This is a genomic window from Pantoea sp. EA-12, from assembly GCF_030053355.1.
Classification (GTDB): domain Bacteria; phylum Pseudomonadota; class Gammaproteobacteria; order Enterobacterales; family Enterobacteriaceae; genus Pantoea; species Pantoea vagans_C.
In genome coordinates, this window is the sequence record NZ_JASGBY010000004.1 from 14,853 (window position 1) to 40,140 (window position 25,288).

Sequence of the window (25,288 nt, forward strand, 5' to 3'; positions counted from 1 at the left end):
TTCTCTGTTTGCCTGATGCAAGGAGCTCGCGTATGAGCAGCATAAGCGAATCAGTATTTGGTGTGATTGAAAACCGTATTAGCCCACTCGCAGGACGGCTCTCCAGCCAGCGTCATGTGATCGCCATCCGTGATGGCTTTATCGCTTCCATGCCTTTCCTGATCGTCGGCTCATTTATGCTGTTGTTTGCCCATCCGCCTTTTTCTGCTGACAGCTCGTGGGCGTTCGCGCAGTGGTGGCTCGGTATGGTGCAAGCCCATGAAGAGCAGATCATGATGCCGTACAACATGACCATGGGCATTATGGCGCTCTACATCGCCAGCGCCATCGCCTACAACCTCGCCACCAGTTACAAGATGAACGGTTTCATGGCTGCCAGCCTTTCACTGATGGCGTTTCTGGTGGTCGCGGCACCGCAAAACGGCAAAACGTTGCCAGTGGGATCGCTGGGCGGTGAGGGCATTTTCACCGCCATCCTGGTGGCGCTGTTTGCTACTGAGTTGATGCACTTCCTGCAGAAGCACAACATCGGCTTCAAGCTGCCGGAGCAGGTGCCACCGAAAATCCGTCAGTCCTTTGATTTGCTGATCCCGATTATTGCCATTTTCATCACGCTGTTTCCGCTCAGCTTATGGGTGCAGGCCCAGTTCGGCATGTTGCTGCCTCAGGCGATCATGGCGATTTTCGCCCCCATTATCTCCGCCTCTGATTCGCTGCCTGCGGTGCTGGTGGCAGTGTTGCTGTGCCATATGTTGTGGTTTGCCGGTATCCATGGCGCGGTGATTGTCGGCGGTATTTTGCAGGCATTCTGGCTGACCAACCTTGGCCTTAATCAGCAGGAACTGAACGCGGGCCAGCCTATCACTCATGTCTTTATCGAGCCGTTCTGGCAGTTCTTTATCGTGATTGGCGGTTCGGGATCGACCATGGGTCTGGTGCTGCTTTATCTGCGCAGTCAATCTGCGCATCTGCGTTCGATTGGCAAACTCAGCATTGTGCCCAGCATGTTCAACATCAACGAACCGGTGATTTTTGGTTCGCCGGTGGTGATGAATCCCATTCTGTTTATCCCGTTTATCTGTGCGCCGCTGGTCAATGCGGTGATTGCCTGGACGGCCACCAAAACTCACCTGATCAATCACGTGATCTCACTGGCACCCTGGACGACACCCGCACCGATTGGTGCCGCCTGGTCTACCGGCTGGGACTGGCGTGTGATCGTGCTGATTGCGGTGCTGGTGGCGATTGCCACCCTGATCTACTACCCGTTTTTCAAAATGTACGAGCGCCAGTTGTTGCAACAGGAGTTGGAGCAAAGCGCCGCCGCACAACCGATTAAGGAGTAATAAATGGAGATTGATGAGAGCACGGTAATGGAGCTGATCATTCAGGCGGGCGAAGCACGCTCGTGTTCCATGGAAGCGCTGCGCGCGGCGCGAAAGCAGGATTGGGCACGAGCCGATGCGATGTTGACGGATGCCACCGCCGCTGCCAAGGCCGCCCACCGTATTCAGACCGAGTTGATTGGCGCTGACGAGGGCTGCGGCAAAATTCCCGTGAACCTCATCATGGTGCACGCGCAGGATCATTTGATGAACGCCATGCTGTGTCGTGAGCTGTCGGAGGAAATTATCCAACTGCGGCGCGAGCTGGCCGCACGTTAACAGGAGGTAGGCATGCAACATCCAACATTGGGCGCGTTTCCTGACGGTTTTCTCTGGGGCGCATCCACCTCAGCTTATCAGGTTGAAGGTGCATGGAACGAGGATGGTAAAGGGCCCTCGGTGATAGATAAAGCCCAGTTCCATCAAGATATTACCGACTTCACCGTCACCAGCGATCACTATCATCGTTTTAAACAGGACATTGCGCTGCTGGCGGAGATGGGATTAAAAACTTACCGCTTCTCGATTGCCTGGAGCCGTCTTTACCCCGAAGGCGACGGTGAGCTTAACGCCGCGGGCGTCGCCTTTTATCAGCAGTTGATTGATGAGATCTGTCGGCACGGCATCGAACCATTGGTGACACTCTATCACTTTGATTTGCCGTGGGCGCTGCAACAGCAAGGCGGCTGGTCCAATCGTCGTACCGTGGCGGCGTTTGAACGTTTTGCTATCACCTGTTTCGAGCAGTATGGCAAACAGGTGAAATACTGGCTGACGATTAACGAACAGAACATGATGATTTTAAAGGGCGAGGTGATTGGCACGTTGCCGCCAGGCACAGCAGATCCGCAGAAAACGCTGTATCAGCAAAACCATCACATGATGCTGGCGCAAGCCAAAGCGATGATTGCCTGCCATCAGCGATTACCCCATGCGAAAATTGGCCCAGCACCAAATATCTCCTGCATCTATGCGGCCAGCTCACGACCTGAAGATGTGCTGGCGGCCGACAACTTCTCAGCGATCCGTAATTGGCTGTATCTCGATCTGGCGGTGCACGGGCGATACAACCACGTGGTGTGGGCCTTCCTGCAGCAGCGTGGCTGGTTGCCGACGATTGAAGCCGATGATATGGCGGTAATTGCCGCTGGGAAGCCGGATTTTATCGCCTTCAACTACTATGCATCAGCCACCGTGAGCGCCGACATGCCAGACGTGGATCGGGGCGAACTCAACAGTAAACAACGCGCCGATCAGCAGATGGCAGGCATTGATAAATCGGTATACGTCGGTTGCAACAATCCGCATCTCAAACAGAATCAGTTCGGCTGGTATATCGACCCGGTGGGGTTCCGCATTACCGCTCGGCAAATTTATGCGCGCTATGCGCTGCCGCTGATTGTGACAGAAAACGGCTTAGGCGCTTTCGATACTTTAGAAGCGGGCAATAAGGTGTATGACGATTACCGCATCACCTATCTGCGCGAGCACATTGCGCAGCTACAGCTGGCGATTGCGGATGGTGTTGAGCTGTTTGGCTATTGTCCGTGGTCAGCGATTGATCTGGTGAGTACGCATCAGGGCATCAGCAAGCGGTATGGCTTTATTTACGTTAACCGCGATGAACATGATTTGAAGGATCTGGCGCGTTTTCGCAAAAAAAGCTTCTTCTGGTACCAGCAGTTGATTCGCAGTAACGGCGCAACATTAGACCAGCAAGTGGAGTACTAAACGTAGCGGCGTCATGGCCTCAGACGATGTGCCCTTTTTGACAACACGCACTGACGTTGATGAGGCCGCACGGGGCAGGCGTCCGTAGCGCTGAACGGAGCAAGTCTGCCAGGAGAGCCCGCAGGACGCGGGCAAAGGTGGCGCCGTTATAAATACGGACCATCCGCCACGGAAGCGCGCTCAATCAACCGGCCGCTGAACGGGGGCAAGGGATGGATCGCTTCCCCCTCCAGCATCGCCACTAACTGGGCCAGGGTGTGCTGAATCATCTCGGCAACCGGTACATGCACGGTGGTCAGCGGTGGCAGGAAAAATTCGGCCATGCGGATATCATCAAATCCCATCAGCGATACATCCTGCGGTAGCCTCTTACCCGCAGCATTTAGCGCCAGCGCGGCGCCAATCACCATATCATCATTGCTCGCCATCAGAGCGCTAAAAGAGACACCCGTTGCCAGCAACTGCTGTGCCGCCTGCTGGCCGCTGTTCGGCGTCCATGCGCCAGCCATCACACGCGCGGGTTCCAGCGCTAACCCATGCAGCGCCAGTGCCTGCTGATATCCCGCCAGGCGCGCGGCGGCAGTCGGTGAACCCGGCAAACCCGTGATAAAGGCAATCTCATGGTGGCCGCGCGCAATCAGATAACTTACGGCATCAAAGGTATTCTGCTGATGTGTCGCCCACACGCAGTGGTCGGCATGGCGTTGTAGCTGGCGATTGACCACCATTATAGGAACATCGTGCTGCTCAATAATGGCTTCCAGCGCGGCGGTATCCAGGAAGCGCGGATAGATAATAATGGCGTCGCAGCGTAAATCGAGTAGAAACTCAATCGCCGCCCGTTCGTCATCAGCAGAGGTTTTACCATCGGCGAGAATCAGCTGGCGGCCATAGTTATTGGTCAACGTCGCGGTCTGGTAGAGCAATTCGCTGAAGTAGGGTCCGTTAAACAGAGAGTGCGTGACAATCAAGCCAATATTTTGCGACTTCTGCGTCGCCAGGCTGCGCGCCAGTAGATTGGGCCGGTAACCCGTCTCCTCAATGGCCTTGAACACTTTCTGCTGCGTGGTTTTGCTAACGTAGCGATTGCCCGCCAACACGCGCGACACGGTCGCTTTGGAGACACCGGCCTTGCGGGCCACATCCAGCATGGTAATCATCGACTTTCCAGACCATCAATCCATATCGCATAAACAGCGATACTACCTGAAAGCACTGAAAAAATTGAAGGGAACGTTAAGAAACAGTGAGCGAGATCAGGCGTAAAACCAGGCGGGCAGGATAGCGATCAGGTTATTGAGGGTATGCAGAAAGATCGGCAGCGCCAAGCTGTTGCTGCGCAAACGCGCATAGCATAACAGCAGCGAAAACAGCGTCAGTGCCACGATGGTTTCCCAGTGCACATACTGGGTATGCATGGCGGCAAACAGCAGCGAGGTGAGTAACATGCAGGCGAAGCGGCTTTTCGGTGCCCACAACAGAAATCCTTGCAGCAGGAAGCCGCGGAACAACACTTCTTCAAACACCGGCGCCAATAATACGGCTGTCAGCAGCAGAATTAGCATAGAGCTGCGGCCCTGCTGGCTTTGCGCAATCAACCACCCTTCGGGCTGTAAGAACTGTGTTTGTGCCACCATCAACGCCACCAAGGCGCCGACAAAAAGCAGCGCCTGACCGGGACGCAAATACCCTAGCGGAATATCCGTGCGGCGCTGGCAGTAGAAGCGGTACAGCGGATAAATTACGGCGAATTCAAACAGGCAGAGCACCGGCACCAGCAAACCGTTGTTACGCAGCGCCCCGTAGTTGGGAAACAGCGTAATCAGCATGGTCACGATGTAATACACCACAAAGCTGGCAGCGTAGAACAGCGTCAACGTAACCTTGTCGGATTGGGTGTCCATAGTCGGCTCAATGGGCAGAAGAAAGCGCATAGTAGCAATGCCGATCATCGCTGTCGAGATAGCCCGGCAGAGAATTGCATCGCTCAAATATTCCACCGTTAGGGCTAAATCTGTGGCGCTCTGCGCCGATAATCGAAAAAACCATTACAGGGACCGGGCATCACCGGTCCTCTCTTTTTGCTGCTTCTGTTTTGCGAGCATAATGCATGAATTCTGAGTATCACCGACACGCTACCTTGCCAACCAGGGCAAACATGGAAGCGCACACGGTTCGGGTAACGCGGCGTAGCCTGCGCACCTTAACCTCGCTGCTATTTGGCGTGCTATTGCTTTCGGTTGTGATGGTGCTGGTGATTGCCCATCGACAAAACAGTGATTCGATGCAGCAGGATGTCAACCTGATGCGCCGGGCTTGGCAGCAGCAGCAAGAGCAGATGATCATCGATGTGCGTGACTATGCCAACTGGGGTGAGGGTTGGAAAAACCTGCATCTGACGGTGAACAAAGTCTGGGCGTGGGATGAGGAGAATTTTGGTCCCAGCCTTTACAAGGAGTATCACTATGACGGCGTGTTTGTCATAGATGGCAACGGGAAAACGCGCTACGCCATCGTCGACGGCAAATTGTCCGAGACCTCACTAGAGAGCTGGCTGGGCGGACAAACGCCTTTGCTGCTGGCGGCGGCGCGCAAACAGCCAGAAGAGGGTATCACCCGCAATGTGATTATCAATGAACAGCCCGCACTGGTGGTGGCTGCGCCAATAACACCAGGCAAAGTTCCCAACCTCCCCACCATCCCCGGTCCCTCATCCGTGATGATCTTCGTTAACATCCTGACGCCGGGCAAATTGCAAGTACTGGGTAAATCCCTCAATGTCGTTGCCCCACGCATCGCCAGCAGCCTGGACGATGCACTGGAAGAGCCGCGTCTGGTTGAACCGGTGATTCAAGGCGAGCCGCTGGTATTGCGTTGGGAAGCGAAAAATCCTGGGTTTGGTGTCATCTGGTTGATGATGCCGCTGCTGCTGTTTACCGTGCTGGCTGTTGCGCTGGTGACACGCCGCGTGATTCGCCATGCGCTGCACAATGCAGTGATTTCCGACCGTCGCTATGAAATGCTCGCCGTTAGCCAGCGTGAACTGGCCAACAGTGAGGAACGTTTTCGCGATCTGGCTGAAGCGGCGTCGGACTGGATTTGGGAAGTTGACGATCATGGCCGCCTCAGCTATCTCTCTTCACGCTTTGCGGCGGGAACCGGGCATGATGTAAAGAGCTGGATCGGACGTCCACTCGATCAGCTGTTGAGCCATCCCAGCCATTCGCTGGTGGCGTGGTTACTGCGTCAGGGCGATGAAATACAGCATGTGCCTTTGCGCTGCCAGTTTATGGCCGCCAACGGTGAGCGTCGCATTGGTGAGCTTTCAGCTAAAACCATTCGCCGCAACGGGCTGCGCGCCGGTTTTCGCGGTACCGTGTCAGACATCACGCATGAAGTGGACGCTGAGGCGCGAATTCAGTTCCTGTCCCGACATGACATGCTCACCGGTCTGGCCAACCGCATCCAGTTGCAGGAGTTCCTTACCACTCATCTGGAAACGGCGAGCGATGACGATCCGCTGTTTGTTATCAGTTTCGATCTCGATCAGTTCAAACCGATTAATGACACTTGGGGTCACACCGTGGGCGATCTGGTATTGAACGAAATCTCGCAGCGGCTGAAAAACCTGATCGCGCCGAATGAACTGGCGGCGCGCCTGGGCGGCGACGAGTTTATTTTAGTGCTGCGTGAGTCGACACGTGCAGCGGTGGAATATCGCTGTCGCGCACTGCAACGTGCCGTGCATCAACCGATCATCAATGATTCACACCAACTGAGCCTGACCGCCAGCATGGGCATTGTCTGCGCTCCGCAGGATGCGACCCAACCCGAAGCTTTGTTACGTCTCGCGGATATCGCGCTAGGGCAGGCGCGGAGTGCAGGGCGAGCGCGCTGGGCGTGGTACTCCACCGATATGGCAAACCAACTGGAATCAAAGCGTGAGTTGGTGCAGGCCATTGAGCAGGCACTGCAACAGGATGCATTCATGTTGCATTACCAGCCGCGTTATCAGCTTCAAACGGGTGAGTTAGCGGGCGCAGAAGCGCTGATTCGCTGGCAGGTTGCTGACGATAAATGGATCACCCCCGATCGCTTCATTCCACTGGCAGAGGAAAACGGGTTAATTGCGGCGATCAGCGACTGGGTGCTGATGCGCGCGTGCCAGGATGCCTGCCATTGGGGCGATCATCGCTACGTCTCGGTCAACATTTCGCCCATGGAGTTTCGCAATATCGATCTGGTTGATCGTGTGGCGCATGCCCTGGCGGTGAGTGGTCTACCGGCGACCCGGTTGGAACTGGAGATTACCGAAAACGTCACTTTCGAAAACCCGGATCGTGCGCTGGAGATCATGCAGGGCTTGCGTGCGCTGGGCGTGCGCTTGACGGTCGATGATTTTGGTACCGGCTACGCTGCGTTAGGCTATCTGAAAACCTTCCCGTTCAACGGACTGAAAATCGATCGCTCATGGATGAAAGAGTTCCCTGAGTCGAAACAGGCGCAATCGGTGGTGGCAGGGATTGTTGGACTGGCGCGCGCTTTCGCACTCACCATTACGGCGGAGGGGATAGAAACAGAGGCGCAATTAAATGAGTTGAAGGCGCTCTCCTGTGAAGAGGGGCAGGGCTATTTTCTGGGACGGCCAATGCCGCTCGAGGCATTCAACGCGCGCCTGGCGGAACAGGCGGATGCGTTGTCTTAGGGCGAACGTATTAAGGTCCGCCCTGTTACAACGACACTTTAACGCACCCGGACGGCAATCACGGTCATCAGGATGGCAAAGCCGATAAAGATAGCCAGTTCCATAATCATTACCTCAGAAAAGTCTTAGGTAATTGTAGCGCCTGACAGGCTGAGGTTTAGACACAGCGTGCGATTAATCCTACAAATTGAGAGGAAGATCGCGCCATAAAACACATTTACACGACCAATCTGCTGGCTTTTTTTTCACATCATGGGCACCCTTTGTTACTCTCAGGAATCAGTTGTCTATTCATCCAGGAGGATAAACTTGTGACCCATTATGGAAAAGCGCTACTGGCCACCGCCTTTTTTGCCCTGACCGCCTGCCAGTCTGCCACTAAACCTGACAGCACCGCTGCCGTCAGCCACGATCCGGAAGCCGATCAATGTGGCGCCTCGCAATATCAAAACATGCTCGGCCAGCCGCTGAGCAGTGTGGAAGGAAAACGTTTTGACGTACCTGTGCGTGCCATTCCATGGAACGGGGCCGTCACCATGGATTTCAATCTGCGTCGGTTGAATTTCACCGCCGATCAGAGCGGTAAAATTTCCAGGGTTTACTGCGGATAAATTCAAACGGACATCGCATTGTCATCGGGCTGTCATAGCGCCGGGCGAGGATAGCTGCGCATTACGGAGATTTCCTCGTCACTCTCAAATATGCAATGCTCGTCTTGTTTCTTCCCGCTTCGGCGGGAATTTTTTTCTATCGATTAATGCACGATGGAATGAGGAAAGAAGATGACAACGACAGGAAAATTCCTGCTCATCACCTTGTTATTGAGCCCACTGGCGTACGCTTCGAGCGAGGCCGCGTGGCAACAAAATAGCAGCAACAGGCAGCAAGGCTGCCTGAAAGCCAGCGGTTTGAAGTCGGTTAAAATTATCGGCAAGCCGATTCAATATGACGATAGCGTGGGCTACGACGCGCTGCTCTTAGAAGGCCGCTACCCGCAAAAGCACATGAAGAATCAAATCGGGCGCGAACTGTGCCTGTATCAACGTCAGAGTGGCAAAGCCAGCGTCAGTGAAGCCGACCAGTTACGTGCGGTGAAATGATGGTTTAACGTGGCGGTGCGCATGCATGCGCACCCTACGAAAATCGCGCATTTTGCATCGCTAACGGGCTATTTCTTCTGCCCGGACTCCAGCAACTGCGCCAGCAGATTGCGATAGCTTTGCAGCCGCTGCTCATCCCCTTCGAACTCCAGTTTGGTTATCACGCGGGTGATAATCGCCTTGCTGGTCGCGGGCTGGCCGTCATCCATCAGTTCACGCATGATCGCCGCCAGCAGATCGCTTTCGTGCGGAGCATGCCAGGCGGGTGTATTGAAGTAGTCGGTAATCGCCCGACCGGCGCTATTAGGATGCGTTCTCATGGCTGACCTCCGCAGAGACAACGATGCCCGCCACCTGGTCAGGCAGCATTGGGATATTTTGGTTAAGCATGGGAACTGTCCAGAACGGGCAGCGCCTCGCCAGCGAAGGCCGGTGATTTTTTAAACATAGATGCGACGTCGAATCTTGTCAGTAACGAGTAGACATATTTTTTCATGTTTGCCCGGTGTCGCGATGCGCTTATTTTGCTGAGTTGTTTGTTTCAGCACATAAAGACACTACAAATCCTGCCCCTTACACTATTTGCTGTGAGCAGAATCACGCCCGGCAGCGGAAAACTGCGTTTTTACCCCCATGCCATGTTTTGCCGTCCAGCAATGTTATGAGGTTGTTAGACTGAACCCTCATTTCATTTTTTCTGACGTACACGCCCATGCTACGCTCCATCGAGTCCTGGAAGGTCAACCTGATATCTGTCTGGTTTGGCTGTTTTTTTACCGGATTGGCCATCAGTCAGATTATCCCCTTCCTGCCGCTGTATGTTGAGGAACTCGGCATTCATGGCGGTAATGCGCTGAGCATCTGGTCGGGTCTGACTTTCAGTATTACCTTCATCGTTTCTGCTGCCGTTGCGCCGCTGTGGGGAAGTCTGGCCGACCGTAAGGGCCGCAAGTTGATGCTGCTGCGCGCCTCGTTTGGTATGGGAGCCGTTATTCTGCTGCAGGCATTCGTGACGCAAGCCTGGCAGCTACTGTTGCTGCGTGCGCTGATGGGGCTCACGTCTGGCTACATTCCCAACGCGATGGCGCTGGTGGCGGCGCAGGTTCCGCGCGAACGCAGCGGCTGGGCGCTCAGCTGTGTTTCAACCGGGCAGATTGGCGGGGTGATACTTGGACCGATGATTGGCGGACTGCTGGCGGACTGGCTTGGCCTGCGTATGGTGTTTATCGTCACCGCCGTATTGTTGATGGTGAGTTTCCTGGTCACGCTGTTCCTGATTAAAGAGACCGGCTACACGCCAGTGAGCAAGCAGGACAAAATGAGTGGTCGGGAAGTGTTTCGCAGCCTCGACAATCCACGCCTGATGATCTGTCTGTTCGTCACCACCATGGTGATCCAGATGTGCAACGGCTCAGTGAACCCGATTTTGACCCTGTTCGTGCGTGAGCTAGCGCCGGATGCGCAAAACCTCGCGTTTCTCAGTGGCGTGATTGCGGCGTTGCCGGGCGTCTCGGCGCTGATCTCTGCGCCGCGCTTGGGTAAACTGGGCGATCTCATCGGCACGCAACGTATTCTGATAGGCACCATGCTGTTTTCACTGGTGCTATTGATGTGCATGTCGTTTGTCACCAGTGCCACCCAGTTAGGTGTGCTGCGTTTTCTGCTGGGCTTTGCCGACGGTGCCATGATGCCTGCGGTGCAGACTTTGCTGGTACGTCACTCGCGCGATAACGTGACCGGCCGTATCTTCGGTTACAACCAGTCATTTATGTATCTGGGTAACGTGGCAGGACCGCTGCTGGGTGCAGCGGTGTCTGCCGCCACCGGTTACCGCTGGGTGTTCTTCGCCACCGCCGTAGTGGTATTGCTTAATGTATTGCTACTGCGTCGCTTCTATCGTCGGCCAAAAACCACGCTGGAACAACCGGTGAACCCGCGTGGTCAGGCGGCTAAGCCCGCGACTGACGCAACGTCAACGCGTAATGCCAGCGCTGCTGGGAAAGCAAAAACTCCGGGCTAACGCTGGGGCTCCACGAGTCATCGCCCCCTACGCCCATATGGAAGCCATCCAGATGTAGCCAGCAGCCTGCTTCTGGCTGCAACAGGTGGCGATGCGAGGTCTCACGCAATTGCTCAAGGCTATGGCAGCTAAGCGAGAAGGCGAAATCCCCGCTGGCCTGCCAGCTTCCGGTATCAAGCTGGCGCGTGCCGCAGCGCAATCCATTTTCTCCCGGGAAGACATACGCGGTGCTCATTGACGCGAGCGGCTGCTGCCAGCGCGAGAACTGCGCAGCCAGTTGGCGGTCCGGGTAGTTTTCATCTGGACCCAATCCCAGCCAACTGACTTGCTGAGGCCTGTGGCTTAACTGACAGCGTAAACCAACTCGTGCTGGCGCTGGCAAACCAGGTGCCTGTTCTACGTCGATGCTCACCGAAAGCTCACCCTCACCGTTGATCTGATAGCGCTTGTGGCTGGTGAAAATCAGCTGGCCGTTGGCGTGCCACTGGTGCCGGGTTTCAATCAGTACGCTGTGTTTCAGGCTATCGATCTGCATATCCACCAGCTCCGCTTCCAACTGGTCATAACCCGCGCGCTTCCAGCGTTCGACCCACGCATTAGGATCGACATTCGCCGCTTCACTGGTGCCGATATCGTTATCAATGGGCGCGCGGATAAAACACTCCTGCAAGGGGGTCAGCATGGTCTCTTCATCATTCACCCACCACTGCAGTAACTCTCCGGTGCGGCGCGAGAAGTGCCAGCGCTGCTGCGGCACGATCACGGCAACCAGATCGTGATTGGCAATCAATTCTGGTGCGGTGGCGCTGGTTTCCACGCGACGCGTCGCCAGTGCGGCGGGCAGTGGCCACTGATCCCACGCCACGCGTGCATCGGCCTCAGACCATGGGGTAGCGGCAATTTGATGCACCGCCAGATTAAGCCAGGCGTTGCCCTGTAAACCCTCTGCTGTGGGCACAGTGATGTGTTGGGTGCCCTGAGATTCCAGCGTTAAGGGCACTTCACCGCTATCGATAACCACGCCATCTTGCTCAATCGACCAGCGCAGCACCTCGTTGTCCGTGTGACGGAACAGATACTCGCTACTAACACTGAAGCGGAAAGGGGAGTGGGCATCACGCTGAAACTGGAAGAACTGCTGCGCCCGCTGCGCTTCAAACAGCGCCGGATGTGGCGAGCGATCGGCAAACACTAACCCGTTCATGCAGAATTGGCGATCGTTAGGCGTATCGCCAAAATCGCCACCGTAAGCCTGCCACGGCTGACCTTGATCATCATGGCGCGTCAGGCTTTGATCCACCCAATCCCAGACGAAGCCACCCTGTAGGCGCGGGAACTGGCGGAAGGCCTGCCAGTATTTGGCGAAGCCGCCGAAGCTATTGCCCATGGCATGTGCGTACTCACACAGGATCAGCGGGCGAGTTTCTCCTGGCAGGCCAATCCATTTTTTCAGTGACCATTTTGGTACGGCGGGGAAGGGCTGATCCTGATCGACGCGTGCATACATCGGGCAGACAATATCCGTGGCGGCCGTATCGGCCCCGCCGCCTTCGTACTGAACGGGGCGTGTCGAATCGCTGCTTTTCACCCACTGATAGAGCGCATCGTGCGTGCTGCCGTGACCGGATTCATTGCCGAGTGACCAGATGATAATGCAGGCGTGATTGCGATCGCGCTGCACCATGCGCGTTACGCGTTCGCTGTAGGCCGCAAACCAACGCGGGTCTGCCGACAGGCGGTTCATCGGCTGCATACCATGGGTTTCGATATTGGCTTCGTCCACCACATACAAGCCGTATTGGTCGCACAGTCGATACCAAAGAGGATGATTCGGGTAGTGCGCACAGCGCACCGCATTGAAGTTATGGCGCTTCATCAGCTCAATATCGCGGCGCATGCTGGCTTCATCCACCACCTGACCGTTCTCCGGGTGGTGCTCATGGCGGTTCACGCCTCGGATCAGCAGCGCTTTGCCATTGACGCACAGTTGCCCGTTCTCAATGCTGACGCGACGGAACCCGACATCATAGGCTTCGGCTTCAATCAGGTTGTCATGGTCATCCAGCAAAGACACAACGGCACGGTACAGGTGTGGCGTCTCGGCGCTCCACAATTGGGGGTTATGTACCGGCAACACCAGCTGCGTGCGTTCCGGATAGTGCCCACGTTCGTCAATGATGGCGCTGCCCGGTGCCTGCTGCTGGCTGCCGATACAGTCTTCACCTTGCCACAATGTCACGCGCAGGCGGCATTGTGACAGCGGACGTGTGCCCGCGTTGATCTTCACGCTGACACGCAGATCGCCGCGAATATATTCTGGGCTCAGCGCGGTTTCGATCTGCACGTCAGCCAGCTGTGTTTCGGGTTTGTGCAGTAATGTCACATCGCGGAATATGCCGCTCATGCGCCACATATCCTGATCTTCTAAATAGCTGCCATCACTCCAGCGCAGCACCATCACCGCCAGGCGGTTCTGGCCGGTTTGCAGTGCCTGGCTCAAATCAAATTCGGCTGGCAGCCGGCTATCTTGTGAATAGCCAATCCACTGACCGTTGCACCACAGAAAGAACGCGGAGTTGACGCCATCAAAGATAATGCGAGTCTGGCCCTGAGCGATCCAGTTATCGTCGACTTTAAATGTGAGCGAATAACATCCAGTGGGATTCTCTTGCGGAACAAAAGGCGGATTCACCGGAATGGGATACTGCACATTGGTATAAATCGGCGCGTCATAGCCATGCAGTTGCCAGTTGGCGGGCACCGGTAACGAATGTGATCCCGCTAAGTCTTGCAGCAGCCAACTTTGCGGCACCGCTTCAGGCTGGCTGAAGTAGCTGAAGGTCCACTGGCCATTAAGCAACTGGCGCGAGGGTGAAGGGGCATCGTCGCGTGCGCTGATTTCGTCGCGCCAGCTGGCAAACGGCGGGTGCGCATCCAGTCTGTTCAGGCTGGTCACCACCGGGTTTTCCCAGTCGCGGCGGGCGAGAATATCACTTAAGGCGAGTGTGGGTAGGGTCATGGCAAGATCTCATTAATTGTAATTCGCTCACATTGCGCGATTTCACGGCCACTGTAAAGTACCACGCCGAGATCGATGGATGAATTTTTGCTCATTATCAGATGGCCTGTGTGGGTTTTTTGCCGGCGTAGTGCCAGTAAATTGTTAAGCGTGGTGAGCAGGGATGAATAGCGCGAGGTTGCGGAGAATTCTGTATTGTCGCTGGCACTACGGCCTCATACACTCAGCCCGATTTCACCATCCTGAGGTAATTATGGTCCGTATTGTTAAACTCGCTGCCGTTGTGGCATTGGTGACCGCGCTGAGCGGTTGTATCTTCCCACCACCGGGTGGCGGTGGCGGTCACGGTGGTGGCTGGGGCGGCGGCGGCGGTCCTGGTGGACCAGGCCGTGGCTTTATGGGGCCTTAATCATTAGCGCCAGCCGTTAATGCATTAAGGCGTGCGAAACGTTTCTAAAACACGTTATTTGTTGAGAGAAACGTTTCGCCGTTACATATTGAAATTACGTTTCTTTTATTGCGCTGCGCTTATTGTTTATTTTCCTCAAACACTGAAAAATCCCTGTTGTTTTAAACGCCTCAATGCTAACGTCTGTTTTCCATCTCTTATTGAGCCCGTCGCATGAAAAACCTGATCGCGGAACTTCTGCTGAAGCTGGCTGAAAAAGAAGAAGAGTCTAAAGAATTAGTGGTCCAGGTTGAGGCATTAGAAATTGTGCTGACAGCGATGTTGCGCAAGCTGGAGCCAGAACAGTTTCAGGAGATTGCAGCCGGTATTGCCAGCGCTATGCCACCTGTTGCCCCCGCGGCAGAAACGCCCGATACCACTCTGCTGCGCAATTACGTTGAAAAATTGCTGAACCATCCCCGCGTATAAATCTTTTATTTATTTCCTCTCAATAAAGCGTGCGGCACGAGGGTGCAAACCACCAGCGTGTTAAAGAAGCGACCTTTGACGGCGAATATATTTTTTTCTGCTTTGCTTATTTCCTGCCATGATTAATGGGCAACAATTCTATGGAGAATCCGGCAATGAAATCGTGTCTTTTGGCAATGATGGCAGCAGGCCTGCTGTTGGCGGGCAGTGCAGGTGCTGCAGAGAAAACTGCGCAGCAAAATAAAATGACGGTATGTAATCAGCATGCATCCTCACAGGATTTAAAAGGGGATGCGCGTAAATCCTTTATGAGCGACTGTCTGAAAAAAGACAGCAAGATGGGCAGTATGACGCCGCAGCAAATGAAGATGAAAACCTGTAACACCGAAGCGGGTGATAAAAAGCTCAGCGGTGATGCGCGTAAAACTTATATGAGTTCCTGCCTGAAAAAATCGTAATCTGTCTTGCACACCTTTATAGGGTTCATGTTTTGCATGAACCCTTTTTTTGCAATGACGATGGAATTAATACCCTTTCTACTCCAGGCAGCACTTATTTTTTCGGCTAACGGTGTGATAAACAACAGCTTGTCCGCCGTTACGCTTTGTTTTTCCAGCGAAATTCTCACGGTTTGCCAGGCTTACTGTTTGTAGGGATTTAAAGTCATCAATCCAATTACAACGCAGGAGGCTGAAGGTGAGCTATCAATCTGTCGTGCAACTCAAATCACTTGCGCAGCGTAAACCGACCAAATTCACCGTGAACGATATCGATGTCATCCTGATTCGCGACGGGGAAAGGGTGCAGGCGTTGCAAGCAAAATGCCCACATGCGGGCGCACCGCTGGAGCAGGCAGCGATATGCGGGGACAGATTAGTGTGCCCGTGGCACAAAGCAGCGTTCCAACTGGATGATGGCAAAATGTGTGAGCCACTGGCGCTGGCTAATCTTAAGCGTTATCCGGTACGTATCGAAGCGGGAAAAGTGCTGGTGAACCCACAGCCGATGTCACCAGCCAGTGCACCGACACCGCAGGGTGAATCACCGGTCTGTGTGATTCTGGGCGCGGGGGCAGCAGGGAGTGCGGCCATCTGGACGTTGCGGGATGAAGGTTTCAAAGGGCGTATTGTGTTAGTGGAACGAGAGTCCGCCGCTCCTTATGACCGTACGGCCCTGAGCAAGTTTGTGCCTTCGGGAAAGATGGCGATCAAGGATGTGCCCAAACTGCTAAAACCCGACGTGTTGGGCACAGTGGAGCGTATTCAGGGCCATGTGGCAGAACTGAATACGGAGAAAAATACGCTGCTGTTGGAAGAGGGGCAAAAAATTCACTTTGATCAACTGCTGATTGCCAGTGGAGGGACACCTCAGCCGTTGAATATTCCGGGCAACGCGTTGCGGGGTGTACATGTGTTGCGTTCACTTCCTCAGGCTGATGAATTGTTAAAAGAAGTGGATGACCGACAGCACACCGTGATTATTGGCAATAGTTTTATTGGTATGGAGATGGCGGGTGCGCTGCGTAATCGGGATGTCGATGTCACCGTTATCGCCCGCCATTCGTTGCCCTTCGCGAAGACGTTTGGTGAAGAGATTGGGCGTTATTTTTACGATCTCCACCGGAGTAACGGTGTGAAATTTATTGAAGGTGAGCCGGAAGCGCTGAGTGGTGAAGGGCGTGTGAGTGCGGTGCAGTTGAAAGGCGGCAAAGCGGTGTCTGCGGATGTGGTGTTATTCGCCACCGGTGTACATCCTGCGACTGACTTTATCCATGATCTCAGCCTTCAGGACGACGGCAGCTTGCTGGCCGATGATCAGTTGCGCGTTGCAGAGAATGTTTGGGTGGCAGGGGATATTGCTACTTACCCCACGCCGCAAGGGCCGCAGCGCATTGAACACTATCGCGTGGCGCAACAGCAGGGGCGTACCGCCGCCCTAAATATCTTGGATAAAGAGATCGCTTTCGATCGCGTGCCCTTCTTCTGGACCGCACACTTCGGCACGCGCTACGAGTATCTCGGGCATGCGCAAGAGTGGGATGAGTACCATTTGCTGGGATCGTTGCAGGAGAAACGCTTTATCGCCTTTTACTGCCGCGAGGGAATCATTGCGGCGGTATGCTCTGCGGGCATGTATACGCTGACGGCGTCACTGGTGGAAGCGATGCAACAGCCAATGACACTGGCGCAAGGCATTGAAATGTATGAGGCCAGTCAAGGCTAAACTGCATTTGTAAGGTGCGCATTCATGCGCACCTCATTGAATTATTGCTTACTCAACGCCTCTGACTTCGCCATGCACTGCTGCATAGCGTTGATCACTGCCGCGCGGAAGCCTTGTTCCTCCAGCACTTTTACCGCTTCGATGGTGGTGCCGCCCGGTGAGCAGACCATGTCTTTCAGTTCGCCTGGGTGTTTGCCGGTTTCCAGTACCATCTGCGCAGAACCTTTCACCGCCTGTGCCGCGAACTGATAGGCTTGCGCGCGCGGCATGCCGCCCAGTACCGCTGCGTCAGCCATCGCTTCAATAAACATAAACACGTAAGCCGGTGCAGAACCGCTGACGCCCACTACGGCGTGAATCAGATATTCATTCACTACGGCGGCTTTGCCGAAGCTTTCAAAAATGCCCACCACTTCGTCCACTTCCTGCGCTGTCACCAGCACATTTGGCGTAATCGAAGTCATGCCTTCATTGACCAAAGACGGCGTATTTGGCATCACACGAATGATCTTACGATCGTGGCCCAAAACGGCAGCCAGCGAATCCAGAGTAACGCCCGCGGCAATCGACACCACCAGCACATCTTTCTTTAACAGGCTGGCGAGATCGTTAAGGACTTTGAGAATCACATTAGGCTTGACCGCGCCGAACAAAATATCGGCCTCACGCGCCAGGCTTTCCGCGCTCTCTGCGGCGGTCACGCCATATTGCTGTGCCATTGACTGGTTGGTGGCCGGTTTACGGTCAAACACCCAGATATTGGCTGGGGCAATCAGCCCGCTGTTAACCAGTCCGCTGATGATGGCTTTCGCCATATTGCCGCAGCCGATAAACCCGATTTTCTTCTCCAGCATCGCTCTATCCTTTAAGTGGTTCATTTTCTCGTGCCGGTTAGCTTACGTCAGCCGTGCGGAATAACAACCCAGGTAAATAACATTTGCCATTCTGCGGTAGAAGGGCAAGATCGCCTGCAATTCCCTGAGAAAAAGGATAAGACATGTCAATTTGGGTCGATGCCGATGCTTGCCCTAATGTCATCAAAGAAGTGCTGTACCGTGCCGCAGAACGCGCCAAAATCACCATCACTTTTGTGGCGAACCAACCTTTGCGCGTGCCGCCATCTCCCTGGCTAAAGACGCTGCAGGTCGCAGCGGGTTTTGATGTGGCGGACAATGAAATTGTGAAACGCGTGCAGCCGGGTGAGTTGGTGATCACCGGAGATATTCCACTGGCGGCCGAAGTGCTGGAGAAGGGCGCAGCGGCGTTGAATCCGCGCGGTGAACGCTATTCACCGGATACCATTCGTCAGCGCTTGACCATGCGTGATTTTATGGAAACGATGCGTGCCAGTGGCGTGCAGAGCGGCGGCCCGTCGGCGTTAAACCAACGCGACCGCCAACTGTTTGCGAATGAACTGGATAAGTGGCTACGTCAGCGTTGATCAGACAAAGCTGTCATCGTCGTCGTAATCGCCACCGCCAAAATCGCTGAAGTCGTTATTATCCGCAAAGCTGTTGTTATCCCAGCTGGCGTTGTCATTCAGGAAGGCATTGTTGCTGTCGTTACCGTTGAAAGTATCGAGGCTATTGTCCACCTGTGGCAGTGCCGGCTCGTTGATAATGTTCACAATCTCTTCCGGCTGAGAGTGGTGGAACATGCTGGTGAGCATATCCGCCATCACCACACCACCCGCCACGCCAACGGCAGTTTGCAAGGCACCACCGAGGAAACCTGTCCCACGCGCGGGCGGAGCGGCATACTGTTGCTGTGGCTGAGCGTATGGCTGCTGAGGTTGCTGTGGGGCACTGTTCCACGCCGGTTGCTGCTGTTGTGGCGCAGCCGAACGTGAACCGCCACCAAACAAGCTCGACAAGAAACCGCCGCTACTCTGCTGCGGCGCCTGCTGTTGCTGTGCCTGAGCCAAACGATTTTCCAGATCCGTCACCTGCGCATTGAGTTTTTTCAATGCGGCTTCCTGAATCAGAATGGCTTGAGACATGTAATAGGGCGCGCCAGGCTGGCTCTGTAAATGTTGTTTGATCAACTGCTCGGCACCGGCATCGCGCGGTCCGCTCTGGGTTTCAGCCTGTTTCAGTCGACTGAACAGATTTTCGATTAACTGCTGTTCTTCATTTTGCATGGTGTGAACCTCCAATGATTCGTACCCCCTTATATGTGGGCAACGTGACAGAAAGTAAATCAACGGCCTGGTAAGGAAATGTTGCCTGGACTTACAAATCCGGAGATGCACGGATCGCGCATCATTTTCCTTAACAATTTCAATGTGGTAGTAAATTGATGGCGGTAAACACGCGTAATTCGTGCTTCGCGGGTGGCTGACAAAATAAAATCCAGGTATCATGCGACGCAATATTGACCTGATGACTTTGCCCGCGCGGCAGAAATACGGCGGAGGATGAGCCCGGATGTCATTACCCATCTATCTGATCGGCGCACGCGGTTGCGGTAAAACCACTATCGGCCAGGCGTTGTCGCAAGCGCTGGGCTATGCCTTTAGCGATACCGATCACCATCTGCAACTCACCACGCAACGTACCGTAGCGGAAATTGTCGCCTCTGAAGGGTGGGATAGCTTTCGTGCACGTGAAAGTGACTCGCTGCATGCCGTCACAGCGCCGGGTACCGTTATCGCTACCGGTGGCGGAATGGTGCTGGCTGAGGCGAATCGTCGCTATATGCGCGAGCATGGTCAGGTGATTTGGCTGAATGCGCCCTCCACCGTGCTCGCTGAGCGTCTTGAACGTCAACCCGAAGCGGGACAGCGCCCGACACTCACCGGCCGCCCGATAGCGGAAGAGATGAGTGATATCCTGCGTGAACGTGCACATCTCTATCGCCAGACCGCGCACCATGAAGTGAACGCAATGCAGGCGCCCGATCAGGTTGTTGATCAGATTCTGCAATCTTTGTCACTCGCGCGCGCCAGCTAACGCCTTCAGATAACTCCTTCTTTTTTCCTGTGATCCTCCATTGTCTATACTGAATAGAGACAGGGGGATCGCCGCTGTCCGTGTGGAAATCTGACAGTAGAGGGAAATCTATGCCAACTAAACCACCCTATCCGCGAGAAGCGCGCATTGTTGTTGTCGAAAAAGGCGCAGCAGGCAACACGGTGACATGGTATGAGCTGCGTGCCGACCATCCGAAACCCGATTCATTAATCAGTGAACATAAAACGCAAGCCGAAGCTCAGGATGCCAAAGCGCGTTATGAAGATGCTGACAAAGATTAATGACCGCAGGCAAGGACGCCAATTAATGACTTCCCGTAATTAAAGATTAATTTCCAACTCCCACAGAAAGCCTGTTCAGCCGACATAAAGTTATATCCCACGCTGAAATAGTGAAATCCGGCCTGATAACATCGCCTCATTTTCTTTGTGTACCGTATTTTATGCTGCGTTAAATCGACGTTATTTTAGCCGGTTCAAAATTTGCGCTTGACCCTGCAAACGTCACGATTTACTTTCGGGGTATTGATATAGGAACTGAGTTCCACATAGCGAAACTACTACCATGACCACACTCGAAAATGCTGCTGCCGTTCTTAAGCTGTTCCAGCGTTTTGGCGTAACGCAGGGCCATCCGGGCCTGACCTTTACCGAGGTGGTTGAGGCGTTGGCTTTGCCGAAAAGTACGGTTTCTCGCCTGCTGGCGACCATGGAAAGTGAAGGATTGCTTGAGCGTGATCCAGAGAGTCGCTGTTTCCAGATTGGTCGTGTGCTGCTGTCGGTTGCCGGGCATTATTTATCGACACCATTAGTGGATAGTGCTTCAGCCGCCATGGCGCGCCTCGCGGCCAGCAGTGGCTGCATGGGATATATCTCGGTACTTGATGGTGATGATGTACTGGTGATGCGCATGTATCACGGTCGTTTTTTCACGCAGTTAGTGACACCGCCAGGCTCGCGCGTTTCCCTTTCCGGTACCTCGACCGGGCGTGTGCTGCTGGCGCAATTAAGTGATGAAGAGGTGCGCGCGCGTTTTGCCAATAACTGGCAAGCCGCTTCGGTGAACTCACCGCTCAACCTTGATGCACTCTGTGAAGAATTAGCGGTGATCCGTCGGCAAGGCTGGGCACTGGCGCGCAATGAGACGCTGCCGGGTATCAGTTCGTTAGCGGTTGCGGTCACTAATAAACATCGCGGTGAAAGTGCCGCACTGTGTCTCTCGTTTCTTTCGCAAGAGGCGGCCCCGGGTTATCCGGAAGCGCTGCTCAGCGAATTGCGCACAACGGCTGCTTTGATGGCCGAAAAATACGGCGCTTAACTATTTTCGATTTAAAGGCGTTTATTCGCGCCACACCAGGGAAATAGCAGGTCTTCGGACCTGCCTATTTCAAAAATCAGGGAACGATTTATAAAAAACGTTAGTGTCCCGCGTGACGGGCATTAAACGTATTCGCGTTTTCTACAGGGTGAAAATACGGGGATAATATGCGTCAACATAATCCAATAAAAAGTTTCGGCGTGGGCTTAATGCTGGTTCTGCTATCCGTAGCGGGTGCCATCATCGGGGTTCAACTTATTACCACCATTGGGGTGACACCCAATACCTCTATTATCGGCGCGCTGTTTGCCATGCTCCTGGCGCGCATTCCTCTGCAATGGTTCCGCCGCTATCGTTCGATCGAAGTGCAGAACCTGGCGCAAACCGCTATCTCCTCAGCCACCTTTGGTGCCGCCAACAGCCTGTTAATGCCAATTGCAGTGCCGTGGGCGTTGGGCGAGCCACAGCTGGTGCTGCCGCTGTTTGTTGGCGTCAGTGCGGCCATGTTGCTGGATGCTTATCTGCTTTATCGCCTGTTTGATACCCGCGTGTTCCCAGCCAGTAATGCATGGCCTCCGGGCGTCGCCGCGGCGGAAGCGATTAAAGCGGGCGACAAGGGCGGCCGTCAGGCGTGGTTGCTGGTAGTCGGTATTGTGGGCGGTATCGCCGGCTCTATGCTGAAAATCCCGATGTCCGCTTTTGGCACCGCCTTTATCGGCAACATCTGGGCACTGAGCATGCTCGGTATTGGTTTCCTGTTACGTGCTTATGCGCAACCGGTTGCGGGTATCGATATCAACGCCTTGTATATCCCACACGGTATGATGGTCGGCGCAGGTTTGGTGGCGCTGATCCAGGTGGTGCAGGTGATTGTCAGCCGTCGTAGCGAGCAGCTCAATGTCAGCCGTAGCGATAGCGAAGTGAAGCGTTCACTCGGATTGGGTACCGTGGGTTACATCGTCATCTCAACGCTGCTGGCGCTGGCGGGCGGGTTGTGGAGCCAGATGGGCCTGCCGATGCTGGTGCTGTTTATCGTTTACGCGGCATTTGCAGCCTTTGTGCATGAGCTGATTGTCGGCATCGCCGCGATGCACTCTGGCTGGTTCCCGGCCTTTGCCGTTGCACTGATTACCCTGATTCTCGGTATTTTGCTTGGTTTCCCGCCCCTGGCACTGTGCTTACTGTGTGGTTTCACTGCCGCCACCGGACCGGCCTTTGCGGATATGGGTTACGACCTGAAAGCCGGGTTTATCCTGCGCGGCAACGGTGCAGACATGCAGCAAGAGCTGTGGGGCCGTCGCATCCAGCTGATCGCCGCCATGATTGCCTTCGTGATCTGTATTCCGGTGGTGTGGTACGCGCACAACCTGTTCTTCGCCGAAAACCTGTTGCCGCCAGTGGCGCGTGTTTATGCGAAAACCATTCAAGCCGGTGCAGAACCGGGCATTGCGGGAAGCTTGCTGATGTGGGCGATTCCGGGTGCCATCATCCAGTTTATCGGTGGACCGAAACGCCAGTTGGGCGTCTTGCTGGCCACCGGTTTGTTAATCAATAACGCCGCTGCGGGTTGGGCGGTGATGGTGGGGATCGCGCTGCGTATCCTGATTATTCGTGTGTGGGGCGAGCGTGGACGTTCACCGATGGAGGTGATGGCCGCAGGGTTTATTGCGGGCGACGCGCTGTATAGCTTCTTCCATTCACTTTTTGCCAGTAGCACCAAGAAATAACCCAGGGAATTCAATATGAGTTTACAGCAGACACTGCAGGTTTTTGAGTTACTCGACAGCGCCTATGTGGATGGCCAGCAGGTGGTGGATCTCTTTGCCGGCTATCCCGGCGTGACCGCCAGCTTCAAACGCGTGACCGGTCCAAAAGGGCGTACCGATTTCGTGCGCATCGATATTCCCGGTGCGCAGGGCAAGAGCAAAGGCGGCACGGCACCCACTTTGGGTATTGTCGGTCGTCTGGGCGGCATCGGTGCGCGTCCAACGCGTATTGGTATGGTCTCGGATGCCGATGGTGCAGTGGCTGCTGTAAGCAGTGCGCTGAAGTTGGCGCAGATGCAAACCAAAGGGGATGTGTTGGCGGGTGACGTGATCATCACGACCCACATCTGCCCGGATGCCCCAACGCGCCCGCATGAGCCAGTGGACTTCATGGATTCGCCTTGCGATGACATCACCATGAATGATAACGAAGTGATCGACGGCGTCGACGCGATTCTCTCTATCGATACCACCAAAGGTAACCGCATCCTGAATCATAAAGGCTATGCGATTTCACCAACGGTGAAAGAGGGGTACATCCTGCGCGTGTCAGAAGATCTGCTGCGCATTATGGAGATGACCAGCGGCCAGCCTGCGGTGACCTTCCCGATCACCACCCAGGACATCACGCCATACGGCAACGGTGTTTATCACCTGAACAGCATCCTGCAGCCCTCGACCGCGACCGATGTGCCTGTGGTGGGCGTGGCGATCTGCGCCGAGTCAGTGGTGCCGGGTTGTGGTACGGGTGCCAGCCACGAAGTCGATATTGCTGCCACGGTGAAGTTTGCCGTGGAAGTCGCGAAAGAGTTCGGGCGTGAAACCTGTCAGTTCTATGATCAGCAAGAGTACGCGTTGCTGCTATCTTTGTATGGTAGTCTCAGTCACCTGCGCTCGCGGAAGGCCTAAGTATGAAACAGTCCCTGGTTACCTTAACGATTGGTCAGTCCCCGCGTAGCGACATTCTGCCGCTGCTACAGGATCATCTGCCCGCTGAGCAGGTCGCTCACGCTGGCTTACTGGATGGCCTGACACTGGCCGAAGTGGAGCAGTTCTATGCCCCGGATGCGGGTGAGAAGGTGCTGGTCTCACGGATGACCAGCGGCGAGCAAGTGCGCCTGTCGGGACCAAAAGTTGAGCAGGGACTGCAGCGTAAAATTAATGCGCTGGAAGAGCAGGGCTACGAGACCATCCTGCTATTGTGTACCGGTGAATTTGGCACGCTGAAAACGCAAAAGGCGCTGTTACTGGAGCCGGACCGTATTATTCCGCCGTTGGTCAGTGCCATTGTGCAGGATCATAAGATCGGTATTGTGGTACCGGTGAAAGAGCAGATTGCAGAACAAGCCAGTAAGTGGCGTAACCTCAACAGTGCGCCGTGCTTTGCCGTCGCCAGCCCCTATCTGGCGCAGCAGAATGACCTGATTGAAGCGGGCTTATCGCTGCAAGAGCAGGGCGCGGATGTGGTGGTGCTCGACTGCATTGGCTACCACCAAAAGCACCGTGATTTCCTGCAGAAAATGTTGGGTATTCCGGTCCTGTTATCGAATGTGCTGGTGGCGAAACTGGCGGCTGAATTGATCCTGTGACTGAGGCCGATCACAACTCGCGATCTGCGCTGCTTTTTCGCGTGACAGATCAGCGAGTTCCCTTGTAATCTGCCTGTCACCCTATTGTGCTGTGAGGAAGTAACATGCTCAACGTAAGTGAGTATTTCGACGGAAAAGTAAAATCCATTGGTTTCGACAGCGTAACCATTGGCCGTGCCAGCGTTGGCGTGATGGCAGAAGGTGAGTACACCTTCGGTACAGGACAGCCGGAAGAGATGACGGTGGTGAGTGGCGCGCTGAAAGTGCTGCTGCCAGGTGAGTCTGAGTGGAAATGGTACGAAGCGGGTTCCGTATTCAACGTGCCGGGCCACAGCGAATTCCATCTGCAGGTGGCAGAGCCGACATCCTATTTGTGCCGCTACCTTTAATTTACCCGTCATACTTCGCGCTGCAGGTGCGTTGGCTACGAGTGCTCACCCCAGTCACTTACTCCAGTAAGCTCCTGGGGATTCCCACTCTTGCCGCCTTCCTGCAGCGTGAATTATTTAGGGTAAATGTTAAGCGCAAGTACAACGATAATCTGCAATCCTGAACAGGAATGCAGATGACTCTCCAGACCAGCG

General features: G+C 54.7%; 25 protein-coding genes. 19 read left to right on the top strand and 6 right to left on the bottom strand.

Annotation, left to right across the window (positions count from 1 at the left end):
• Nucleotides 1-32: 32 nt before the first annotated feature.
• From QMZ30_RS07245 to QMZ30_RS07255, 3 genes are read left to right on the top strand one after another with little or no spacing between them, the layout of a single operon-like run.
• Nucleotides 33-1,346 (top strand): PTS sugar transporter subunit IIC, encoded by a 1,314-nt coding sequence (locus tag QMZ30_RS07245; RefSeq protein ID WP_283226869.1) that lies wholly within the window; start codon nt 33-35, stop codon nt 1,344-1,346.
• Nucleotides 1,347-1,349: 3 nt separating this feature from the next.
• Nucleotides 1,350-1,664, top strand: coding sequence for a PTS lactose/cellobiose transporter subunit IIA (locus tag QMZ30_RS07250; RefSeq protein ID WP_283226870.1), 315 nt, complete (start codon nt 1,350-1,352; stop codon nt 1,662-1,664).
• A gap of 12 nt (nt 1,665-1,676) precedes the next feature.
• Complete coding sequence (locus QMZ30_RS07255) at nt 1,677-3,116, top strand: glycoside hydrolase family 1 protein (protein WP_283226871.1); 1,440 nt, start codon at nt 1,677-1,679, stop codon at nt 3,114-3,116.
• 146 nt (nt 3,117-3,262) lie between these two features.
• Here the strand turns inward: QMZ30_RS07255 and QMZ30_RS07260 are convergent, their stop codons facing one another.
• Both QMZ30_RS07260 and QMZ30_RS07265 read right to left on the bottom strand, forming a co-directional pair.
• On the bottom strand, nt 3,263-4,276 hold the full coding sequence (locus tag QMZ30_RS07260) for a LacI family DNA-binding transcriptional regulator (protein ID WP_283226872.1): 1,014 nt from the start codon (nt 4,274-4,276) through the stop codon (nt 3,263-3,265).
• A 96-nt stretch (nt 4,277-4,372) separates the two neighbouring features.
• Nucleotides 4,373-5,020, bottom strand: coding sequence for a CPBP family intramembrane glutamic endopeptidase (locus QMZ30_RS07265; RefSeq protein ID WP_039336000.1), 648 nt, complete (start codon nt 5,018-5,020; stop codon nt 4,373-4,375).
• Nucleotides 5,021-5,226: 206 nt separating this feature from the next.
• Between QMZ30_RS07265 and QMZ30_RS07270 the strand changes: the two genes are divergently transcribed.
• From QMZ30_RS07270 to QMZ30_RS07280, 3 genes are all read left to right on the top strand, one after another.
• The gene (locus QMZ30_RS07270; protein WP_283226873.1) at nt 5,227-7,821 is read left to right on the top strand and encodes a bifunctional diguanylate cyclase/phosphodiesterase; all 2,595 of its coding nucleotides are present in this window, start codon (nt 5,227-5,229) and stop codon (nt 7,819-7,821) included.
• Nucleotides 7,822-8,132: 311 nt separating this feature from the next.
• Nucleotides 8,133-8,432, top strand: coding sequence for an I78 family peptidase inhibitor (locus tag QMZ30_RS07275; RefSeq protein WP_283226874.1), 300 nt, complete (start codon nt 8,133-8,135; stop codon nt 8,430-8,432).
• A 171-nt stretch (nt 8,433-8,603) separates the two neighbouring features.
• Nucleotides 8,604-8,921, top strand: coding sequence for a hypothetical protein (locus QMZ30_RS07280; RefSeq protein WP_283226875.1), 318 nt, complete (start codon nt 8,604-8,606; stop codon nt 8,919-8,921).
• A 68-nt stretch (nt 8,922-8,989) separates the two neighbouring features.
• Here QMZ30_RS07280 and QMZ30_RS07285 read toward each other — a convergent pair whose 3' ends face one another.
• Entirely contained in the window at nt 8,990-9,241 is a 252-nt protein-coding gene (locus tag QMZ30_RS07285; protein ID WP_283226876.1) for a biofilm development regulator YmgB/AriR family protein, read from the bottom strand.
• 392 nt (nt 9,242-9,633) lie between these two features.
• Between QMZ30_RS07285 and QMZ30_RS07290 the strand changes: the two genes are divergently transcribed.
• A complete protein-coding gene (locus tag QMZ30_RS07290; RefSeq protein WP_283226877.1) occupies nt 9,634-10,941 on the top strand; it encodes a multidrug efflux MFS transporter in 1,308 nt (435 codons plus the stop codon).
• Here the strand turns inward: QMZ30_RS07290 and QMZ30_RS07295 are convergent.
• A complete protein-coding gene (locus tag QMZ30_RS07295; protein ID WP_283226878.1) occupies nt 10,871-13,960 on the bottom strand; it encodes a beta-galactosidase in 3,090 nt (1,029 codons plus the stop codon). The genes QMZ30_RS07290 and QMZ30_RS07295 overlap by 71 nt on opposite strands.
• Before the next feature lie 253 nt (nt 13,961-14,213).
• Here QMZ30_RS07295 and QMZ30_RS07300 point away from each other — a divergent pair, with 253 nt between their 5' ends.
• The 4 genes from QMZ30_RS07300 to QMZ30_RS07315 all read left to right on the top strand — a co-directional run bounded on the left by QMZ30_RS07300 (nt 14,214) and on the right by QMZ30_RS07315 (nt 17,060).
• Nucleotides 14,214-14,369, top strand: coding sequence for a hypothetical protein (locus tag QMZ30_RS07300; RefSeq protein ID WP_167347695.1), 156 nt, complete (start codon nt 14,214-14,216; stop codon nt 14,367-14,369).
• A gap of 213 nt (nt 14,370-14,582) precedes the next feature.
• Nucleotides 14,583-14,837 carry an anti-adapter protein IraP gene (gene iraP, locus QMZ30_RS07305; protein ID WP_039336012.1) on the top strand — a complete coding sequence of 85 codons (255 nt, stop codon included), beginning with the start codon at nt 14,583-14,585 and terminating at the stop codon, nt 14,835-14,837.
• Nucleotides 14,838-14,992: 155 nt separating this feature from the next.
• The gene (locus tag QMZ30_RS07310; RefSeq protein WP_283226879.1) at nt 14,993-15,295 is read left to right on the top strand and encodes a PsiF family protein; all 303 of its coding nucleotides are present in this window, start codon (nt 14,993-14,995) and stop codon (nt 15,293-15,295) included.
• Nucleotides 15,296-15,533: 238 nt separating this feature from the next.
• Nucleotides 15,534-17,060 (top strand): FAD-dependent oxidoreductase, encoded by a 1,527-nt coding sequence (locus QMZ30_RS07315; protein WP_283226880.1) that lies wholly within the window; start codon nt 15,534-15,536, stop codon nt 17,058-17,060.
• Between the two features lie 41 nt (nt 17,061-17,101).
• On the opposite strand, the gene proC is transcribed toward QMZ30_RS07315, so the two are convergent.
• Nucleotides 17,102-17,914: a pyrroline-5-carboxylate reductase gene (gene proC, locus QMZ30_RS07320; protein ID WP_283226881.1), complete on the bottom strand. Its 813-nt coding sequence runs from the start codon at nt 17,912-17,914 to the stop codon at nt 17,102-17,104.
• 143 nt (nt 17,915-18,057) lie between these two features.
• Here proC and QMZ30_RS07325 point away from each other — a divergent pair, with 143 nt between their 5' ends.
• Nucleotides 18,058-18,501: a YaiI/YqxD family protein gene (locus tag QMZ30_RS07325; RefSeq protein WP_058973665.1), complete on the top strand. Its 444-nt coding sequence runs from the start codon at nt 18,058-18,060 to the stop codon at nt 18,499-18,501.
• Here the strand turns inward: QMZ30_RS07325 and QMZ30_RS07330 are convergent, their stop codons facing one another.
• Nucleotides 18,502-19,200 carry a DUF2076 domain-containing protein gene (locus tag QMZ30_RS07330; protein WP_283226882.1) on the bottom strand — a complete coding sequence of 233 codons (699 nt, stop codon included), beginning with the start codon at nt 19,198-19,200 and terminating at the stop codon, nt 18,502-18,504.
• Between the two features lie 286 nt (nt 19,201-19,486).
• Here QMZ30_RS07330 and aroL point away from each other — a divergent pair, with 286 nt between their 5' ends.
• The 7 genes from aroL (at nt 19,487) to ppnP (ending at nt 25,093) form a co-directional block, all read left to right on the top strand.
• Complete coding sequence (aroL, locus tag QMZ30_RS07335) at nt 19,487-20,011, top strand: shikimate kinase AroL (RefSeq protein WP_283226883.1); 525 nt, start codon at nt 19,487-19,489, stop codon at nt 20,009-20,011.
• Between the two features lie 110 nt (nt 20,012-20,121).
• The gene (locus QMZ30_RS07340) at nt 20,122-20,313 is read left to right on the top strand and encodes a YaiA family protein (RefSeq protein ID WP_039336029.1); all 192 of its coding nucleotides are present in this window, start codon (nt 20,122-20,124) and stop codon (nt 20,311-20,313) included.
• Between the two features lie 283 nt (nt 20,314-20,596).
• Nucleotides 20,597-21,349 (top strand): IclR family transcriptional regulator, encoded by a 753-nt coding sequence (locus QMZ30_RS07345; RefSeq protein ID WP_039334303.1) that lies wholly within the window; start codon nt 20,597-20,599, stop codon nt 21,347-21,349.
• 167 nt (nt 21,350-21,516) lie between these two features.
• Nucleotides 21,517-23,076, top strand: coding sequence for an OPT/YSL family transporter (locus tag QMZ30_RS07350; protein ID WP_283226884.1), 1,560 nt, complete (start codon nt 21,517-21,519; stop codon nt 23,074-23,076).
• 15 nt (nt 23,077-23,091) lie between these two features.
• Nucleotides 23,092-24,024, top strand: a complete 933-nt coding sequence (locus tag QMZ30_RS07355) for a DUF1177 domain-containing protein (RefSeq protein ID WP_283226885.1) — start codon at nt 23,092-23,094, stop codon at nt 24,022-24,024.
• Between the two features lie 2 nt (nt 24,025-24,026).
• Nucleotides 24,027-24,704 (top strand): AroM family protein, encoded by a 678-nt coding sequence (locus QMZ30_RS07360; protein WP_283226886.1) that lies wholly within the window; start codon nt 24,027-24,029, stop codon nt 24,702-24,704.
• A 104-nt stretch (nt 24,705-24,808) separates the two neighbouring features.
• Nucleotides 24,809-25,093, top strand: coding sequence for a pyrimidine/purine nucleoside phosphorylase (ppnP, locus tag QMZ30_RS07365; protein WP_021185889.1), 285 nt, complete (start codon nt 24,809-24,811; stop codon nt 25,091-25,093).
• The last annotated feature ends 195 nt before the right edge of the window (nt 25,094-25,288 follow it).